The sequence below is a fragment of the Lactococcus sp. bn62 genome (genome assembly GCF_029492705.2).
GTDB classification, from domain to species: domain Bacteria; phylum Bacillota; class Bacilli; order Lactobacillales; family Streptococcaceae; genus Lactococcus; species Lactococcus petauri.
Genome location: NZ_CP120417.1, coordinates 1571394 through 1590113, shown reverse-complemented (window position 1 = coordinate 1590113; position 18720 = coordinate 1571394). Strand labels below are relative to the sequence as shown.

The window sequence follows — 18720 nt, the reverse complement described above, 5'->3', positions numbered from 1 at the left end:
GATGAATCAAATTTTGATTCATCAGTCCTTTTTTAGTTTATTTAAATATAAAACATGTCGTCTATCTAGTAAAATTTAAGTACGACCAAAAATCTAAGATAGAAAGGACGACATGTCTTGAATAATCATATCAAAAAAATGCTACGAATTACAGATGAACATTTAGATTTAACAAATACGGAGGAATATAAAATTAAAGGGAAGAACACTTTAGTTATCTTTGGAGTCTATTCTCCCATGCCTTCGGCTTGTAGGAACTGTGGTTCAACTATTGTTGATAATGAAGGGAAAAGTGTAGTTGTTAGAAATGGAAAAAAGGAAGTAACTATTCAGTTAGATTCTTATCAAAATATGCCCACTATTTTAAAACTGAAGAAACAACGATTCCATTGTAAAAGCTGTTCGCACAATTGGACGGCACAGTGTTCTATTGTTGAAAAAAACTGTCATATCAGTAAATTTATTACTTTGAAAATTTTAGAATTATTAACTGAGAAAATCTCTATGACATTTATAGCTAAACAATGCCACGTTTCATTAACTACAGTTTTAAGAGTTCTTAAGTCAGTTGAATCACAACTCCCGCAACAACTTAAACCACGGAGTTTTCCAGAAGTTTTAATGGTAGATGAGTTTAGATCTCACGCTAGTTATGAAGATAAAATGAGCTTCATATGTGCTGATGGAGAAACAGGTGAATTAGTAGATATTTTACCTAGTAGGAAATTAGATAAAATAATCCCTTACTTCAATCGCTCTCCGTTGGAGGAAAGGGAAAAAGTTAAATTTTTAGTAACAGATATGAATGCTGCTTACTTTCAATTAACTAAAAATGTCTTTCCTACTGCTAAATTAATCATTGATAGGTTCCATATTGTGAAGCATTTGAACACCGCTTTTAATGATTTTAGAGTCCGAGAAATGAAGAGATTAATTACCAATAAGAAAAAGTCAAAAGCAAATAAATTAAAATCAAACTGGAAATTACTTCTAAAAAATCAAACAAATATTTCCATTTCAGAGTTCAAAACTTGGAGAAGTTTTCCTTCTCCAAAGTACCATCTTTTAACGGAATCTATGGTGATTGATCGACTACTCTCATTTTCTTCTGAACTAAAAGAAGCTTATGACATTTTCCATTTATTAATGTATCACTTTAGAAACAAAGATGACCGTTCCTTTTTCGAACTATTGAAAAATCTACCTGATAGCTTGGATACACAATTTAGAGATAAAATAGAAAATCTGATTTCCTATGAAGAAGGTATTAGAAACGCTCTTAAATATAATTTTTCCAATGGAAAAATTGAAGCTAAGAACACTCATATAAAAACACTTAAAAGAGTTTCCTATGGATTCAACTCATTTACAAATATGCGTATAAGAATTTTCTTGATAAACGGCCTTATTAAAATTAAATAACTAAAAAAGATGATAAATCTGAGAGTAATCTCAAGTTTATCATCTTATATATCCGACTCATCAGTCCGATTTGACAAAGAGCCAAAATACTGTCGTTTTCGTCTTTGCTGCCAATAACGCTTATACACGTCAATATGATTTGGATCTCTACAAAGAGGTTGCCGGTGATGCAATTGCTCAGCGAACAGTCGTCATCGGACAAAATCTTACTGAAGGTTTTACGTATAAGGAAGTACCAGAGCTTAAAGAAGCATATCTTGTCTTCCCAGCATTTGCATTTGCTCATGTCATTGCCTTGAATGCTTCAATTTTGGTGAAAAATACGCCTGATACACCTTCAGCATCAGGCACAGTGAACCGTGTCGTAAAAGGTGTGATTATCCATCCTCTGGAAAAATAGGAGAGCAGTAAACCATGAGTATTTTAACAGTCACACTTAATCCTGCTATCGATATTTCTTATCCATTGGAAGCCTTTCACTTAAATACGGTCAATCGTGTGGCACAGGTTGGTAAAACGGCTGGTGGTAAAGGGCTTAATGTATCACGTGTGCTGAAAGAACTAGGTGCAGAGGTCTTGGCGACAGGATTTGCTGACGATATCTTAGGTGCGGAGATTGTCGAGAACTTAAAAGGTGAAGGCATTGATAGTCGATTTACTAAGATTTCTGGAAAGACACGCAACTGTATTGCGATTTTACACGAAGGACAACAGACCGAGATTTTAGAAAAAGGACCACAGATTTTAAGGCAAGAAGCAGAAGAGTTTATTGAAAATTTTAAAGCAATGTTATCTGAAGTTGAAGCAATTGCCATTTCTGGTTCTCTGCCTGATGGCTTACAGGAAACTTTCTATTCTGAGCTTATCGCAATTGCCAACAAGCAAGAGAAAACAGTTGTTTTGGATTGTTCGGGGCGCTCACTTGAAGCAGTGCTTAAAAACCCACATAAGCCAAGTGTAATCAAACCCAACTTGGAAGAGTTGACGGATTTGTTAGGGAAGGAAGTCACCTTAGAAAATATCAAAGAAAGTTTACAGGATAGGCTTTTTAACGGTATTGAGTGGATTGTGGTTTCTCTTGGAAAAGAAGGCGCATTTGCTAAAGTTTCCAATGACTTTTATCGTGTGCAAATCCCCAAAATAGATGTAGTAAATCCGGTCGGATCCGGCGATGCGACTGTTGCAGGGCTTGTTTATGGGATAAGCCAGAATGAAACTGTTGAGAATACCTTGAAAGGTGCTAATGTATGTGGCATGCTCAATGCGCAGGAGGCGAAGACAGGTTATATTAATCGGACAAATTATCAAGCTTTGTTTGATCAACTCAAAGTAGAAAAAATATAAAACAAAGACGTGAAGAGGAGAAAAAATGGTACTTGTAAAAAGTAAAGAAATGATAGAAAAGGCATTTAAAAATGGCTATGCCATTGGGGCCTTTAATGCAGAAAATATGGAAATGGCGGAAGCAATCGTAGAAGCAGCGCAAGAGATGAATGCCCCCGTCATTGTCCAAACAACTTCGGGTACGCTCAATACGACACCCCCAGAAATGTTCTACCATATGGTTAAAGCAGCAGCAGACAAGGTCTCAGTGCCTGTAGTGATGCATCTTGATCATGGTGATGATTTTGAACGCGTCGCACGTTGCTTGCGTACAGGTTATACCTCGGTAATGATTGATGCTTCGAAAAAACCATTTGAAGAAAATGTCGCAATAACCGAAGAAGTGGTCAAGATGGCACATTCGATGGGTATTCCAGTAGAAGCTGAACTAGGTATTGTTGGTGGAAAAGAAGATGGCAATAATGCAGAGACGGTAGCTTTTACCGATCCAGAAGAAGCTGAAAAATTTGTCAAATCTACAAATGTTGACTTTTTAGCTATTGGTATCGGCAACTCACACGGCTTTTACAAAGCAGAACCAAAGTTACAATATGATATCTTAGAGGCTGTCAAAGCGAGAACGGGTGATGTACCATTGGTCCTTCACGGCACTTCAGGGATCCCTGACGAAGATGTTTCAAAAGCTGTTGCTATGGGCATTGCTAAAGTTAACTATGCCACTGAACTCCGCGCTGTTTTCACAAATGCTATCAAATCCTACATCTCCGAAGATGAAAAAGTCGTAGATCCGAAAAAATACAACTCCGCAGCTAAACAAGCAGTCAAAGAACTTGTGAAACAAAAAATTCAAGTGCTTGGTTCTGATGGAAAAGCTGAGGAGTGATGGTGCGCAGTAATCTAAGTGATTCAGTATATCTAAATAAAAAAACAAGATAAGCAATACCTCATATATTACATCTCAATATAAAAAATAACCGCTTACTTATGCTATAATAAAGCTATGAAATTTAAAGCAATTGTATTTGATATGGACGGTGTTTTGGTAGATTCAGAACGTTTTCACTCTAAGGTTTTAGATAACTTTTTCGTTGAAAGTGGTATTGATGCTAGCCATTTAACACCAAAAGATTTTGTCGGCAGTGTTTTGAAAGACATGTGGCCAAAAGTATTACGTGATGAGTTTACAGAGGCGCATGCAGCGCAAGTGCACCAAGAATTCTTAGATTACGATGCACAATTTCCGATTCCTTATAAGGAGCTACTTTTACCTGGTGTTACGGACGCCTTGAAGACCTTTTCAGAAAAGGGATATAAAATGGCCGTAGCTTCAAGCTCTCGTCGTCATGAGATTGCTGAAGTCTTGGATACGCATGATTTACGCCAGTATTTTGAGTTTTTCTTGTCAGGGCAGGACGAGTTTGAGCAGTCTAAACCTAATCCAGCTATTTATCTGGCTGCTATGGAAAAGCTTGGTGTAGAACCTTCAGAAACCTTGATTATTGAAGATTCGCATTATGGTATTATGGCTGGTAAGGCGGCTGGAGCCACTGTTTGGGCAGTTAAGGATAACTATTTCGGTATTAATCAAGAGCAAGCAGACCGTTTTATTGAGACACTTACGGATGCCAAAAATTTGTTGGCGGAATCAGAATAAAGGAAAGAACTTCTGCTTTTAGGAGTTCTTTTTTCTCTAGATAAAGATTCAATATTATAGTTCAGACTTTGTTATAATAGAAGAAAACATCCCAATTAAAAAGGAGAAATCAATGAGAATCAGTAACTTAAAAGAAAAAATAGCACGAGAAAATTTAGATGGCTTAATCCTTACTGATATGAAAAACATCTACTATTTGACGGGTTTTTCGGGTACAGCTGGAACGATTTTCATGACAGCAGAACATTCCTACTTTATGACGGATGATCGTTATATTGGAATTGCATGCCAATTGATTACGGGGTTTGAAATCATCCAGACACGTGATGCCTTATCTGAAATTGCTGACCTTGCTGAAGACCTTCAAGCTATTGGTTTTGAAGATACAGTTGATTTTGCATTTTATCGTGTATTAGCGGAAAAATTAAAGAAAGCGAAACTTGTTCCTACGACAAATTTTGTAGCTGAGCTTCGCCAAATCAAAGAGGTCGATGAAATCGCCACAATCAAGAAAGCTTGTCAAATTGCTGATAAGGCCTTTGAAGCTGTATTGAGATATATCGAGCCAGGCAGAACAGAAATAGAAGTCGCTAATTTTCTTGACTTTAAAATGCGAGAAATGGGCGCAAGTGGCATCTCTTTTGACACAATCGTTGCTTCAGGAAAACGCAGCAGTTTGCCACATGGAGTAGCAACCCATAAAATGATTGAGTTTGGGGATCCTGTAACCATTGATTTCGGCTGTTATTATAATCATTATGCAAGTGACATGACAAGAACAGTCTTTGTTGGCGAAGCAAGTCCGAAGATGCGTGAAATCTATCAGACAGTACGTCAAGCAAATGAAGCTCTGATCGCAGAAGCAAAAGAAGGCATGTCTCTTGCTGACTTTGACAAAGTGCCACGCGATGTCATTGAAGCAGCCTCATACGGAGGACACTTTACACATGGGATTGGTCATGGTTTAGGCTTAGATGTACATGAAATTCCTTACTTTGGTGCTAAAGCAAAAGGAGCACTCATGTCCAATATGGTCGTTACGGATGAACCAGGAATCTATATTCCTGACTTTGGTGGTGTACGGATAGAAGACGATTTGCTTATTACTGAGGAGGGCTGTCAGGTACTGACCCAATCGCCGAAAGAACTTCTCGTTCTTTAATTTGAATTCTTGCTTCAAGAGCTTCATTTGCTCTAAAGTTTGTCTGAAGGAAACAAACAGACATTTGAAAAAAGGGTGAATTTGTGCTAAAATGAATTGTTAAAAGCTGCCTCTTTGGGCGGTAAATAGAATATTCACTAGGAGATATATATAATTATGGTAGCAGCAAAAGACCTCAAAGCCGGAATGACATTTTTGAACGGAGACAAACTCCTCCGTGTTATGGAAGCAAGTCACCACAAACCAGGTAAAGGTAACACAATCATGCGTATGAAATTGCGTGATGTGCGTTCAGGCTCTACATTTGACGATACATACCGTCCAGAAGACAAATTTGAACAAGCTGTGATTGATACAGTGCCTGCACAATATCTTTACCAAATGGACGATACAGCTTTCTTCATGAACAACGAAACATATGATCAATATGAAATCCCTGTTGAACAAGTTAAAGAAGAATTGCTCTATGTCCTTGAAAATACAGATGTAAAAATCCAATTTTACGGTACAGAAGTCATCGGGCTTCAATTGCCAACGACTGTTGTCCTTGAAGTCGCTGAAACTCAACCTTCTATCAAAGGTGCAACAGTAACAGGTTCAGGTAAGCCAGCAACAATGGAAACAGGCTTGGTTGTTAACGTCCCTGACTTTGTTGAAGCAGGAACAAAACTCGAAATCAACACACAAACAGGTGAATACCTTAAACGTGCATAAGCCGTTTTGGGCTAGCTCTCCCACAAGGTGAGGAGTTATAAAAGCCCTGCTCCACGGAGAAACAAAAGAAAAGATAGAGGAGAGAACTATGGCAGATACAACTGTTCATACTGAAGAACTTGGTGAAATCGTTATTGCACCAGAAGTTCTTGAAGTAATTATCGGTATCACAACTGCAAAAATCGATGGTGTTTATGCATTACGCAACAAGCATTTTTCAGATAGCCTCGGCAAAAAATCAGAAGGCCGTGGTGTTTATATCGAAAGCAAAGACGACAAAGTTGTTGTCAACATCTATGTTTACTTGGCTTTCGGTATCAACGTCCCACAAGTAGCTATGAATATTCAAAAAGAAGTGAAAGAAGCAGTTGAACAAGCAACAGAAATCGTAATTGATGATGTGAACATCCACGTAGTAGGTATCGTTCCTGAAAAATTACCAAAACCAAGCTTTGAAGATTTGTTTGATGAGGGTTTCTTTGATGCCTAACAAGCTAACGCAACATAGCATTCGTCAGCGCACTGTGCAAACTCTTTTTGAATACGAAATTAGAAAAGCAATGTCAGAAACGGTTTTGACAGAGTTCAAGAACAATGTCGAAAAGATTAATCGTGAGTTGGCAAAACCGATTCGTTTTGATGTTGCCTACAAAGATGAACGCATTACAGTACGTGATTTTCCACGCTTTTTCACAAAACCATTAAAAGAAATTGATAAGATTTATGAAATTTTAGATATTCCAAACCGTGAAAAAACAGCTGTTTACAAAGCTTTGAGTTTTATTCGTGATTTTGGTGGTTATACGAAACGTATGACAGATCAAGAAGCTATTGATTTGTACAAAGATGTCTTCATGAACCTGAACTTGGTACGCCTTTTCAATATTGAACTTGAAGAAGAAAATATTGCGGTTCGTGTCCGTGATTTCTTGCGTGCAAGTTTCCGATCAGAGACAGCAGAGCAAAAATTAGAGGTTTTCAACCGAGTTTTCTCTGATGTTCATACAAGTGTTCGTGAAAAGATTACAGTTGATCTTTTCAAACCTTTGACGGTTCAAAATGAAGTTTCTGAAATTTTGGCGATGACTGAGCCAAAATTTGCCACAGCTTCTAAAGATATCTTAGTTCAAGCCAAAACTTTTGCTTTGAATTATGATAACGATACAGATGAACCCGTAGAAGCACCCGCTTATTTTTCAGAATTGGTGGACGGCATCATAGAGAAACAAAATGTTCTTGATGCTGCTTTATCCGAGCATTTAGCAAAAGGTTGGACTTTCTCGCGCTTAACAACAGTGGAGCAAGCCTTGCTTCGTCTAGGTGCCTATGAAATCCTCTTTACTGAAACACCGGATTTGGTTGCCATTGATGAGGCTATCGAACTGACTAAAGATTTCAGTGATGAAAAATCAAGTAAGTTTATCAATGGTATGTTGACTAATTTAATTAAAAAATAAAATAAAAGACACAGAAAATTTACGTTTCTGTGTCTTTTTTTTTGATATTTAATATTAATATTAGCAAATTTTATAGTAAAATACTATAATAAAAGTATGTGAAAATACCAAGATATAAAAGCGTTTCTAGTGAAGTAGAAGTGTCAAATTTTTTATTGCGAATTTTCAGAATTTTATAATTAATAACGAGATGAAATGTTTGTAAAATAACTTTTCTCCTAGTTAAGGTAAAATGAGAAAAAGTTTATTTTTAATTCTTATACATACAAAAGAAAAGTTAAAAGTTAGAGTGGAATTCAATTCTTTGGGTGAAATCAAGGCCCTAGAATAAGCTCTATTAATGGTGCTTACGTTTTTTCAAGGAGATGTTTTAGGAATTTTTCGCTACACAGATTGCGAGGCTTTTGTCTACGTTATTAATCCAACACATGCAGAAGTCAAGCTAACATTTAAAGAAATTCATTTTCTGCAAAAGGTTTCTTTCACTGAGCGACTGGCAGACTGTCTTGATGAACTTATCCTTCCAGCAAAATCAGGGCAGGATTTTAAGATAATCAAGGTAGAAAATAAGATTTAAAAAGAAATACTGCTGTCAAAAGCAGTGTTTTCTCGTGTCAATTTGAACACTAAAGATGATGCTGTATAAGAAATGTATCAGAATCTTGAATTTATAAACAAATTCCTTTTCGATACGCTTTCATAGTGTTACAATGAATTGTAATTAATTTTTTGTTAGTCTCGAAAATTGTGTACTTTTACCTTTATTCGAGCAATAGGAGGCTTTATGTTGACAATTGAAACTCTCGCGCGTTTCCAGTTTGGCATGACCACAATCTTCCACTTTTTCTTTGTTCCCCTTTCGATAGGGTTAACATTGATGACCTTTATTATGGAAGCATTGTATGTTAAAACGGGCGATGAGAAATGGAAAACACGTACCAAATTCTTTGGTGCAATCATGCTATTATCTTTTGCCGTCGGAGTCGTGACTGGTATTATTCAGGAATTCCAATTTGGGATGAACTGGTCAGACTATTCACGATTTGTCGGTGATATCTTTGGAGCACCACTTGCTGTAGAAGCACTGCTTGCATTCTTTATGGAATCAACATTCTTGGGTGTTTGGATGTTTGGTTGGGACCGTATAGGCAAAAAGTTGCACTTGGCGGCACTTGGCTTAGTTATGGTCGGAACTTGGCTTTCTTCACTTTGGATTTTGGCAGCGAACAGCTTCATGCAAAATCCAGTGGGCTATGAAGTTATTGATGGTCGTGCCACATTGACCAGTTTCTCAGCTTTATTGACAAACCCACAAACAACCTTAGAATTTACCCACGTTATCACAGGGTCATTCTTAACTGGTGGATTTGCGGTTGCCGGTATCTCTGCATTCCAAATCCTTAAAAAACGTGAAGCTGATTTCTTTAAACCAGCCTTGCGTTTAGGACTCTTAGTTGCTTTGATCGGTGCGATGGGGAACTTCGTGGCTGGTGACCAACAAATGTTGGAAGTTAAAAATACTCAACCGATGAAATTCTCAGCGACAGAGGGTGTTTATGAAACAACAGAGGACCCAGCAGCTTGGGACATGATTGCTTTCTTTAACGAAGCTGATCACAAGTCTGTTTTCGGTGTGCGCATACCGTACGTGCTGTCAATCTTGACCTACCACCGTCCTTCAGGTTCAGTTGAGGGGATGAATCAAATCAACAAGGAACTGGAAGCTAAATATGGTGATCATCTGAATTACTATCCACCAGTTACAGTTCTCTTCTATACATTCCGTATTATGGCTGGTTTGAGCATGTACTTCATGTTAATTTCAGCTCTTGGGCTCTTCTGGACACGCCGTAAGAAACCTTGGATGTATGAAAAACCTGGAATGATGCGTCTTTATGGTTGGTCAATGTTCTTACCATTCCTTGCTATCACTTCTGGTTGGTTGGTAACTGAGTTGGGACGTTATCCATGGACTGTATATGGACTCTTTACCATCAAAGACTCTGTTTCACCTAACGTTTCAGTAGGAAGTTTGCTCTTCTCAAATATCGTTTACTTCCTTCTTTTCTGTGTCTTAGGTACAATCATGATTATCTTGACACGCCGTATTATGCGTGACAGTGCACATAAGGCAGAAACAGCTTATGTTGATTTAGATCCATTCAGTAGCCATAATCTTGGGAAAGACAAGCATTCTAAATCAGAAGAAAAAGAAGAGGAGGCTTTGAAATGAGCGGATTACAATTATTTTGGTTTATCTTAATTGCAGTGCTCTTTGGGGGATTCTTCTTCCTCGAAGGCTTCGACTTTGGTGTAGGAATGAGCGTTTTGGCTTTGGCACGTAATAAACGTGAAGTCAACCAAGCGATTGCTACAATCGGTCCTTTCTGGGATATGAACGAAGTATGGCTATTGACAGCCGGCGGTGCTATGTTTGCCAGCTTCCCTTATTGGTATGCTTCACTTTTCTCTGGCTATTATAATATCTTATTATTAATACTCGCCTGCTTGATTTTACGTGGGGTAACCTTTGAGTTCCGTCACCGTAGCGAATCAGAAAAAGTAGAGCGTGGCTGGGAAATAATTTTAGGAGTGACAAGCTTCTTTATTCCTTTCTTGTTTGGGCTTATGTTTACCAGCATGATTCAAGGTGTTCCGATGGATGCACGCGGTGATATTTATGCCAGCTTCACAACATACGTAAACCCACTTTCGCTTGTTGGTGGTGTTGCTGTAGCTTTGATGAGTTTCTTACATGGTTTGAACTACATTGCTTTGAAGACAGAAGGAAACATGCGAAAACGTGCGAATGACCTTGCAAACAAACTTTACTTTGTGCTTTATGCAGGTGAAGTTGTCTTTGCTCTCTTGATTGCTATGAAGACAGATTTCATTGAAAAACATGCAGCTTTAACAATTGGCTTGTTAGTCGTTATCGTTCTCTTGACTGTTTTTGCACATGTTTCGGTTGCTAAAAAACATGAAATGTCAGCATTCCTATCTTCTGGTTTGACTTTCCTTGCATTGGTTGCTTTACTTTTCCAAGGGTTGTTCCCACGTGTAATGATCGCTGAAAATCCGGCTTACAGCATATTGATTAAGGATGCAAGCTCAACACACTATACTTTGACAACCATGTCCTACATCACAATAGCAATCTTGCCATTTGTGCTTGCTTATATGGCTTGGACTTACTACATTTTCAGAAAACGTATCAGTGAATAATTGATTCTAAAATTCCTTTTTTAAAGGAATTTTTTATTAGACAAAAGTGAAGAAGAGCATGAATTTATAAGCAGCTTCAAAGGCTTGATACTCATATTTTGTTATAATAAAAGTTATCATATGAATAAGAATAGGTAATTAAAAAATGATTGACAGAACTCTATTTACTCTTCCAGGAGTACGTAAGATTCTTCCCGCTCTTGGAGGGCTCGCCCTACTTCAAGCGCTTTGTATTTTAGGACAGGCTTTATTTCTGTCTCAAGCGATAACAGGATTGTGGCAAGATCAAGAACTCATGCAGGTTCTGATCTATATTATTGGCTTTTTCCTGAGCTTTTTTGGGCGAGAAGTAGTAAACTTTTTACGTCAATATATGCTCGATAAGGTTTCTTACCGTTTAGCAGCAGATATGCGTGGACAGATTCTTGAAAAAGCCTTTAAACTTGGACCTTCCGTCTCACGTGAAATGGGAACAGGGAATCTGACATCGACAGTTATTTCTGGTATTGATGAGGTCGAAACTTATATCAAATTGGTTCTTTCTAAAGTTTTGAACATGATGATCATACCAATTCTCTTGCTGATTGCGATTGCCTTTTTGGATTTGCAGACGGCGATTGTATTGGCGATTGCCTTTCCCTTTGCCATAATCTTCATGATTTTGTTGGGATATGCTGCACAAGGGCAGGCAGACAGACAGTATAAGAGTTTCCAACTTTTATCCAATCACTTCTTAGATTCGCTCCGCGGGATTTCGACCTTAAAATATTTTGGCTTATCAAAAACATATGCCAATTCCATTTATCAAACGTCAGAACGTTTCCGTAAAGCAACAATGGCTACGTTACGTGTCGCAATTCTCTCGACCTTTGCACTTGATTTCTTTGCAACCTTGTCTGTGGCTACGGTGGCTTTGTTCTTAGGACTACGTCTTATGAACGGCGCCATTCTCTTGTTCCCAGCCCTGGCTGCTTTGATTTTAGCTCCGGAATATTTCTTACCTTTGCGTGACTTTGCCTCGGACTACCACGCAACGCTAAATGGTAAAAATGCTTACGCCAGTGTTAATGAAGTGTTGCAAACAGAAGATTATCTAACAGAAGTTTTACCAGAGCCTATCCGTTGGACAGAGCAGTCACAACTGAAGCTCCATAATTTGAGTAAAGTTTTTGAAACAGGACGTGGTGTCTCAAATATCAATTTGGAACTTCAAGGCTTTACCAAGGTAGCCATTGTCGGCGAATCGGGGTCAGGTAAATCGACATTGTTAAGTATGCTTTCAGGGTTTCTTAAGCCCAGTGCGGGCGAAATCCAGCTCAATGAATTTCAGCTGACCTCACTTAACGATGAAAAATTCCGCCAGTCTTTACAATTTATCCCTCAAAACACTTATATTTTTGCAGGAACTTTACGTGCTAATTTAGCCTTTTATCAGCCAGAAGCTACAGATGAAGCCATCATTCATGCAGCTGAGCTTGCCGGTTTGAAAAACTTGCTAGAAGAAATCGGGTTGGATGCAAATATTGGTGCAGGAGGTCGTACCTTATCTGGGGGGCAAATGCAACGTGTGGCACTCACACGAGCATTTCTCTCTCAAGAAAGAAATATTCTTTTCCTTGACGAGCCAACGGCGCACCTTGATGTAGAAACGGAACTGGAGATAAAGAAAAATATTCTGCCACTCTTTGAGGATAAGCTCGTATTTTTGGCGACTCACCGCTTGCATTGGCTGCCTCAGATGGACTTAATTCTCGTCCTCAATGAAGGTAAGCTCGAAGCTGCAGGTTCACATAAAGAACTCTTAACGACTAATACATACTATCAAGAGCTCTTGCGTGAGATGAGAGGTTAAACAGCATGATTGTAAAAACAATGGAGAAAAAATGAAGAAGATTCTTTTCAATAATGATTGGATCACACCTTTTCTGCGTAAATATCGTTTCGGAATGATTCTTGCGACTATTTTAGGAACAATAACGATGTTTTGCGCTGGCCTGCTTATGTTTTCAGCGGGCTACGTGATTTCAAAATCAGCAACTAAACCCGAAAACATTTTGATTATCTATGTGCCTGTTTTGATGGTACGTGTCTTTGGTATTTCACGGCCTGTGGTGCGCTATATTGAACGCTTAACATCCCACAACTGGATTTTACGCATCACCAGTAATCTTCGTCGTAAGCTTTATCTTCGATTGGAAAAATCGGCGATTGGTTTGTCTGAACGTTACAAGTTAGGTGACCTTCTTGGTCTGCTTAATGAAGATATAGCGAATATTCAAGACTTATTCTTACGGACTCTTTTCCCTTTGATGATTGTGGGCTCTTTATCTGTAGCTCTCATCATCGCTTCAGGTGTTTTCTCGATAACCCTGGCTCTTGTGGTTGCCTTTTTCTTAGGCTTGATGGTTATTGTGCTTCCTTACGTATCACTCAAAGTGTCAGCCAAATATGACCGAGATTTGAAAAATTACCGGAATCAACTCTTTTCAGACTTGACAGATGATGTTTTAGGTTTGCAAGACTGGGTTTTATCAGGCAGAAAAGAAGATTTCTTGCTTGATTATCAAACCTCAGAAAAAGCAGCACGTCAGATTCAAGAAAAATTACTGAGTTATGTAAGGAAACGTAACCTTGTGTTGCAGCTCATCTTTGCTTTACTTGTGGTCTATCTGATTGTTTGGTCAGGTTCAACCTTAAATGCGGGAGATGCACTGAACTACATTGCCGCTGTTTCTTTAGCTGCCTTTCCTTTGTTTGATGCCTTTGCACCTTTGTCTGACGCTGTTGTTGAGACACAACGTTATGGTGATTCTGTTCAGCGTCTCAATGATTTACCTGATGTTAAGGAAGAGGTGCGACAAGAAACGATTACGGAGACAGACTTACAAATTTCTAATTTAAGTTTTGCTTTTGATGACAAGCTTATCTTTGATGACTTAAATCTCCATATCAAAAAAGGAGAGCATGTCGCGATTTTAGGTCGCTCAGGAGTAGGTAAATCAACCTTAGCAAGCCTTATCCGTGGGGATCTTATTGCACAGCAAGGGACTTTGGATTTGTCCGGAATTGCACCAGCTTATGCCAATAATGTTGAAGAAAAGATTGGTGTCATTAACCAAAGCCCATATATTTTCAATGCCAGCATCCGTTCCAATCTTAGCTTGGCTCGGCTTGATGCCAGTGACGAAGAAATTTGGAATGCTTTAGAGCTTGTAGGCTTGAAAAAACTGGTGGCTTCCCTGCCTAATCAACTCAACGAGGTCGTGGATGAAGCAGGCCTACGTTTCTCAGGGGGGGAACGTCAGCGTTTAGCCTTAGCACGTATTTTGCTGTCTGATGTCGATATGGTTATCTTAGATGAACCGACGGTTTCGCTAGACCCGATTACCGAAAATCAACTGTTGCGTCTCTTCTTTGAGCGCTTAAAAGACAAAACGATTATCTTTATCACTCATCATCTGTTGGGTGTACAGCACATGGATCGTGTTATCTTTTTAGAAAAAGGTAAAATCAAGCTTGATGATCAACCGGAATACCTTCTTGAACACAATGAAGACTTCCGTAAGCTTTATCAAATGGACTTAGGAACTAACGATGATTAAGAGTCGTTAGTTTTTTATATTGACAAAACGAAATAAAAGTATTAAAATGTGTTTTGTTAGCTTTTATATGAGTTAAACTAAATATTAAGGAGAATAACTGTGTCAGCAGAAACAAATAAATTATTACACCTCTTTTCAAAACTACTTCATAATCCTCAACTTCTCATGGCTTTGCATATGGAAAGAATGACAAGTCGACTCGGAGAAAAAAAATCTCGTACAGGCGCACAAGGGCTTCTGATTGAACTCTGGAAGGCTGATGGGCTGACTAATGCTGAAATCGCTGAAATCTTAGATATCCGACCTTCAAGTGTAACTGCTCAAGTGAAGAGCTTAGAGCAACGTGGCTTAGTTAAACGTGTTACAGACGAAAATGATAAGCGAGTGAGCCGTGTTTTCTTGACGGAAGAAGGCAAGCAAGCTCAAGTTGAACGTAAAGAAAGTCAAGATAACTTATCAGAAGGCATCTTTGGTAATCTTACAGAAGAAGAACAAGTTCAACTGATTAATATTTTGGAAAAACTTGAAGAAGCTAATCCAGCTGATGAGGAATGTGATTTCCGCTTTGGTGGTGGCATGCGTCCTGGCGGCTTTGACCCACGAATGATGCATCATATGGGTAGAGAAATGGAAGCAAAGATGAGAAAAGAAATGCGCCGTCAGATGCGAGATGCTCATAACCCCTGGAATTTTGGCCATAATCCACGCAGCAGAAGAGACGACAACTGGGACGATTTTTAAAATAAGCTTAAATCAGTCTAAGGTCCTAAGTTCTTTGTTACAATTTAAGGTATAATAGAAATATCTTTATTATTAGAAAGAAGAAATTATGCCCGTATTAGAATTAAAAAACATTAGGAAATCATACTTTTTAGGTAAAGATGAATTTCCGGTGCTCAAGGGGATTGACCTTGAGTTTGAGCGTGGAGACTTTGTCAGCTTACTCGGTGAGTCCGGTGGTGGTAAATCAACCCTGATGAATATCATCGGTGGCTTGGACCGTGAATATGATGGTGATGTTATCATCGATGGCGTCGCGCAAAAGGCGAAGAAAGAAAAAGATATGGATGCCTATCGCCGTGATACTATCGGCTTTATCTTCCAGTCTTTCAACTTAATCAACTACTTAAGTGTGCTTGACAATATCTTGATTAGCTTGAAAATGACAAGCCTATCAGAAAAAGAACGTGTCGAACGTGCAGTTGAGCTAACCAAACAAGTTGGCCTTTACGAACACCGTAAGAAAAAACCCGCACAGTTATCTGGCGGGCAAAAACAACGTGTAGCCATTGCGCGGGCTTTGGCCAGCGATCCTGAGATTATCCTTGCTGATGAGCCTACAGGAGCGCTCGATTCGCAAAATACGAAAGAAGTATTGGCCCTTCTCCGCCAAATCGCACAGTCTGGTAAGACAGTCATTGTCGTCACTCACTCTCAAGAAGTCGCTGACTATGGGACACGTACGATTCTTCTGGCAGACGGACAGATTATCGGAGATGAGCGTGACAAGCCAGCTTATCCTGTGCCAGATGAAGCAAAGTCTTTCAAGACAAAGGCTCTTTCTTATGGTGATGTGGTTAAAACAGCCTTTAAGCACTTTACAAATACTTGGAAAATCAATCTTCTCATTGCTATAGGTACAGCCATTGGCTTATTCTCAGTTATTTTCTTCCTCGGTTTAGGTACTGGGGCAACAAAATATATGAATGATCAGGTTACAAGTTTGGCAAACCCTAATATTATTTCCGTGGTTCAACGTGATCCTGCAAATAATCAGGGTAAAGATAATGATGAAGCCTTCTCAATTGCGCAGCAAACAATGCTGGGTATCTCTGATAAAAACATTAACAAGTTGAAGGACTTGGATAATGTTAAAACTGTGGATGCAGGGATTACAAAAGCAGGTGCTGTGACTCTTGACTATAAGGGGCAAACAACTAGTAGCCAAGCGATTATGTCTTGGACACCGATGATTCAGTCTTCAACATTACACGCGGGTTCAGAACCTAAAGGTAAACAAATCGTTATCTCTGAAGCAGACATGAAGAAGTTTGATCAAAAAGCATATGAAGCAAAAGACTGGAAAGCTGTGATTGGTAAAACAGTCAAGGTAAGCTTCCAAACTGTGGATAAAAACAATACTCCTGTGACTATCACAGAAGATATGGAAATCTCAGGCGTCTTGCAAGACATGCCAATGGTTGGTACTTTGACTTCAACAGAGGCATTGAAAGAAATGCTTACTGCAAATAATATCGATGCGATGCCAAACACAGCCTACGTTACTGTGACAGATACAGATAAAGTTAAAGATGTAAGCAAAGCTATCAATGATATCAAAGACAATGACAAACTCGTATTTGCCTCAACAAATATCGGTAGTATGTTAGATACAATCACAGATATTACAGGGATTGTCTCAACTGTCTTGGCTGCCATTGCTGGTATTAGCTTGATCGTTTCAATCTTTATGATTGTGGTAACAACTTATATGTCTGTTGCCGAACGTACTAAAGAAATTGGTGTCCTTCGTGCCTTAGGTGGACGTCGTAAAGATGTTTCTCGCATGTTCACAGCCGAAAGTGTTATCCTGGGCTTGTCATCTGCAGTTATTGCGATTGCTCTTGCTTTTACGGGACAAAGCATCATCAACAAAGCTTTGCATAGCTTAGTCGGCGGAAATATCGTTCAGATTACTTCTGCCCATATTATCTTTGCCGTAATCATCGCGCTGATTATCGCTTTACTCTCAAGTCTTGCACCTGCAGCACGTGCAGCACGCTTGAACACTATCGAAGCCTTGGCTGCTGATTAATATATATGGATAAGTTCTGCTGAAAAGCAGAACTTATTTTTGCTGAATAAATTCATATAAATATTTTTTAGATGGGGTTCTTTATTTCATTTTGAATTTCGTTTTAGAAATATTACAATTAAATTATACGGGTGTTAATTTAAAATGACGTACTGCTTGATGAGGAATTGTAATGAACTATAATCTTTCAGCACAGCACAGCAATAGGTGTCAGTTGTTTTCTCTATCTTGATGAAGGAAGAAACTTATGACGTCAGAAAAGAAACGCAAGCTACGGAATATCGCCATCTTAGCTCTACTTGGTGTAATTGGCGGTACTTTCGCCTTTCAAGCCTTTAACCAACAAGCCATCAATGACCGCTTGCGGGAAAACCCAGCAAATTACGGTGGGCGGGTACACGATTACTACAATAGTGATACAGAAAATAAAGATATCTTTGTTGAGAACTTTGGACAAGAACCTATCATGGTCAGACTGAAGTTGTCGGAATTTATGGAGATACAGGACAGAGGAAGTACCGGTTGGCGGCAAGTTGCAGGCGGTGGGCGTGATGATTTGGATAGCTGGATCCCTTATCTTCCAGAAGCAAACAATGTTTCTCAATGTAGAAGTGATAATCCCTCAGCTGCTTTTAACTAGTATTCCGATTTAACCTTTGGTTGGACACGTGGAGGTCAAGATGCACCTTGGTATCTGCCAACTTTTAACACAGCTTGGGATAACCTATCACAGCTGCCGCAGGACATGCCCGTGACTTGAGCTATAGATTAGAAAATGGGGAACTCTATCCACGAGCAACACATCCCGGAAGTGGCGAGGCTGCTTATTGGCCTGAAGGAGAAACCTATACCAATACTGGACAGTGGCCAGGCGCAATGATTACACGTGAGACAGCACAAAACTTGATTCAAGATAAGGCACCAATAACCCTACAGGAGTGGCACACACGCTACCGGGACACTCTTGATGCGATTGGAAACTACTGGGTCATTGACCATGAAACAGGCTGGGCTTATTGGGCAAATCAGCTCAATGGCGGACAAGCAACCTCTTATCTCATAGATGCGGCTCACATGAGACCAGAAGCAGATAAGATTAATGGTTCTTATTATTACGGTATTCATGTAAGCAGTGAGTTGATTGTCCAGACCAAGAGTTCCAAGATGAATCTACTGCAGGAGCAGTGAGTGAACTGATTGCGGAGATTAGAGACTATGGGGACGGTAACCCAATTTCTAGTATAGATTATACTATCAGTGTCTTTAACTTTAGTCGTATGCAGCCAGGGCGACTCTTTACGACTAGCGGATAACAGTTCCGATAT

18 protein-coding genes and 1 pseudogene are annotated in these 18720 nt (G+C 39.1%); all 19 read left to right on the top strand.

What is annotated here, in order from left to right; translation table 11 throughout:
* Nucleotides 1–117: 117 nt before the first annotated feature.
* The 19 genes and pseudogenes from P3G65_RS08215 (at nt 118) to P3G65_RS08125 (ending at nt 18708) form a co-directional block, all read left to right on the top strand.
* Nucleotides 118–1422 carry an ISL3 family transposase gene (locus P3G65_RS08215; RefSeq protein WP_089202021.1) on the top strand — a complete coding sequence of 435 codons (1305 nt, stop codon included), beginning with the start codon at nt 118–120 and terminating at the stop codon, nt 1420–1422.
* Nucleotides 1423–1501: 79 nt separating this feature from the next.
* Nucleotides 1502–1822: pseudogene (gene agaS, locus P3G65_RS08210) on the top strand (tagatose-6-phosphate ketose isomerase); the annotation flags it as partial.
* Nucleotides 1823–1836: 14 nt separating this feature from the next.
* Nucleotides 1837–2766 carry a tagatose-6-phosphate kinase gene (gene lacC, locus P3G65_RS08205; RefSeq protein ID WP_019291594.1) on the top strand — a complete coding sequence of 310 codons (930 nt, stop codon included), beginning with the start codon at nt 1837–1839 and terminating at the stop codon, nt 2764–2766.
* A 25-nt stretch (nt 2767–2791) separates the two neighbouring features.
* Entirely contained in the window at nt 2792–3649 is an 858-nt protein-coding gene (gene fba, locus P3G65_RS08200) for a class II fructose-1,6-bisphosphate aldolase (protein WP_019291593.1), read from the top strand.
* Between the two features lie 117 nt (nt 3650–3766).
* The gene (locus P3G65_RS08195) at nt 3767–4420 is read left to right on the top strand and encodes an HAD family phosphatase (protein WP_019291592.1); all 654 of its coding nucleotides are present in this window, start codon (nt 3767–3769) and stop codon (nt 4418–4420) included.
* A gap of 112 nt (nt 4421–4532) precedes the next feature.
* A complete protein-coding gene (locus P3G65_RS08190; protein WP_019291591.1) occupies nt 4533–5582 on the top strand; it encodes a Xaa-Pro peptidase family protein in 1050 nt (349 codons plus the stop codon).
* 156 nt (nt 5583–5738) lie between these two features.
* Nucleotides 5739–6296 carry an elongation factor P gene (efp, locus tag P3G65_RS08185; RefSeq protein ID WP_019291590.1) on the top strand — a complete coding sequence of 186 codons (558 nt, stop codon included), beginning with the start codon at nt 5739–5741 and terminating at the stop codon, nt 6294–6296.
* 88 nt (nt 6297–6384) lie between these two features.
* Nucleotides 6385–6786 (top strand): Asp23/Gls24 family envelope stress response protein, encoded by a 402-nt coding sequence (locus tag P3G65_RS08180; protein WP_003132981.1) that lies wholly within the window; start codon nt 6385–6387, stop codon nt 6784–6786.
* The gene (nusB, locus tag P3G65_RS08175; RefSeq protein WP_019291589.1) at nt 6779–7753 is read left to right on the top strand and encodes a transcription antitermination factor NusB; all 975 of its coding nucleotides are present in this window, start codon (nt 6779–6781) and stop codon (nt 7751–7753) included. The genes P3G65_RS08180 and nusB overlap by 8 nt, the downstream gene beginning before the upstream one ends.
* Nucleotides 7754–8093: 340 nt before the next feature.
* Nucleotides 8094–8330, top strand: a complete 237-nt coding sequence (locus P3G65_RS08170) for a hypothetical protein (protein ID WP_019291588.1) — start codon at nt 8094–8096, stop codon at nt 8328–8330.
* Between the two features lie 207 nt (nt 8331–8537).
* Nucleotides 8538–9986 carry a cytochrome ubiquinol oxidase subunit I gene (locus P3G65_RS08165; protein WP_019291587.1) on the top strand — a complete coding sequence of 483 codons (1449 nt, stop codon included), beginning with the start codon at nt 8538–8540 and terminating at the stop codon, nt 9984–9986.
* A complete protein-coding gene (gene cydB, locus P3G65_RS08160) occupies nt 9983–10978 on the top strand; it encodes a cytochrome d ubiquinol oxidase subunit II (RefSeq protein WP_019291586.1) in 996 nt (331 codons plus the stop codon). The genes P3G65_RS08165 and cydB overlap by 4 nt, the downstream gene beginning before the upstream one ends.
* Nucleotides 10979–11123: 145 nt before the next feature.
* Nucleotides 11124–12830 (top strand): thiol reductant ABC exporter subunit CydD, encoded by a 1707-nt coding sequence (cydD, locus tag P3G65_RS08155; RefSeq protein ID WP_019291585.1) that lies wholly within the window; start codon nt 11124–11126, stop codon nt 12828–12830.
* A 31-nt stretch (nt 12831–12861) separates the two neighbouring features.
* Nucleotides 12862–14580 carry a thiol reductant ABC exporter subunit CydC gene (gene cydC / locus P3G65_RS08150; protein WP_019291584.1) on the top strand — a complete coding sequence of 573 codons (1719 nt, stop codon included), beginning with the start codon at nt 12862–12864 and terminating at the stop codon, nt 14578–14580.
* A 99-nt stretch (nt 14581–14679) separates the two neighbouring features.
* The gene (locus tag P3G65_RS08145) at nt 14680–15321 is read left to right on the top strand and encodes a MarR family winged helix-turn-helix transcriptional regulator (RefSeq protein ID WP_019291583.1); all 642 of its coding nucleotides are present in this window, start codon (nt 14680–14682) and stop codon (nt 15319–15321) included.
* A gap of 88 nt (nt 15322–15409) precedes the next feature.
* Nucleotides 15410–17395 carry an ATP-binding cassette domain-containing protein gene (locus P3G65_RS08140; protein ID WP_019291582.1) on the top strand — a complete coding sequence of 662 codons (1986 nt, stop codon included), beginning with the start codon at nt 15410–15412 and terminating at the stop codon, nt 17393–17395.
* A 247-nt stretch (nt 17396–17642) separates the two neighbouring features.
* Entirely contained in the window at nt 17643–18035 is a 393-nt protein-coding gene (locus P3G65_RS08135) for a hypothetical protein (protein ID WP_019291581.1), read from the top strand.
* A 116-nt stretch (nt 18036–18151) separates the two neighbouring features.
* Nucleotides 18152–18583: a hypothetical protein gene (locus tag P3G65_RS08130; protein WP_029346097.1), complete on the top strand. Its 432-nt coding sequence runs from the start codon at nt 18152–18154 to the stop codon at nt 18581–18583.
* On the top strand, nt 18580–18708 hold the full coding sequence (locus P3G65_RS08125) for a hypothetical protein (RefSeq protein ID WP_255566819.1): 129 nt from the start codon (nt 18580–18582) through the stop codon (nt 18706–18708). Before P3G65_RS08130 ends, P3G65_RS08125 begins: the two co-directional genes overlap by 4 nt.
* Nucleotides 18709–18720 lie beyond the last annotated feature (12 nt).

Excerpts from the sequence above, each read along its gene's own strand:
- P3G65_RS08195 (WP_019291592.1), top strand. The coding sequence starts at position 3,767 with ATGAAATTTAAAGCAATTGTATTTGATATGGACGGTGTTTTGGTAGAT.
- cydB (WP_019291586.1), top strand. The coding sequence starts at position 9,983 with ATGAGCGGATTACAATTATTTTGGTTTATCTTAATTGCAGTGCTCTTT.
- P3G65_RS08165 (WP_019291587.1), top strand. The coding sequence starts at position 8,538 with ATGTTGACAATTGAAACTCTCGCGCGTTTCCAGTTTGGCATGACCACA.
- cydC (WP_019291584.1), top strand. The coding sequence starts at position 12,862 with ATGAAGAAGATTCTTTTCAATAATGATTGGATCACACCTTTTCTGCGT.
- P3G65_RS08135 (WP_019291581.1), top strand. The coding sequence starts at position 17,643 with ATGACGTCAGAAAAGAAACGCAAGCTACGGAATATCGCCATCTTAGCT.
- nusB (WP_019291589.1), top strand. The coding sequence starts at position 6,779 with ATGCCTAACAAGCTAACGCAACATAGCATTCGTCAGCGCACTGTGCAA.
- P3G65_RS08140 (WP_019291582.1), top strand. The coding sequence starts at position 15,410 with ATGCCCGTATTAGAATTAAAAAACATTAGGAAATCATACTTTTTAGGT.
- P3G65_RS08190 (WP_019291591.1), top strand. The coding sequence starts at position 4,533 with ATGAGAATCAGTAACTTAAAAGAAAAAATAGCACGAGAAAATTTAGAT.
- P3G65_RS08170 (WP_019291588.1), top strand. The coding sequence starts at position 8,094 with ATGGTGCTTACGTTTTTTCAAGGAGATGTTTTAGGAATTTTTCGCTAC.
- cydD (WP_019291585.1), top strand. The coding sequence starts at position 11,124 with ATGATTGACAGAACTCTATTTACTCTTCCAGGAGTACGTAAGATTCTT.
- fba (WP_019291593.1), top strand. The coding sequence starts at position 2,792 with ATGGTACTTGTAAAAAGTAAAGAAATGATAGAAAAGGCATTTAAAAAT.
- P3G65_RS08180 (WP_003132981.1), top strand. The coding sequence starts at position 6,385 with ATGGCAGATACAACTGTTCATACTGAAGAACTTGGTGAAATCGTTATT.
- efp (WP_019291590.1), top strand. The coding sequence starts at position 5,739 with ATGGTAGCAGCAAAAGACCTCAAAGCCGGAATGACATTTTTGAACGGA.
- lacC (WP_019291594.1), top strand. The coding sequence starts at position 1,837 with ATGAGTATTTTAACAGTCACACTTAATCCTGCTATCGATATTTCTTAT.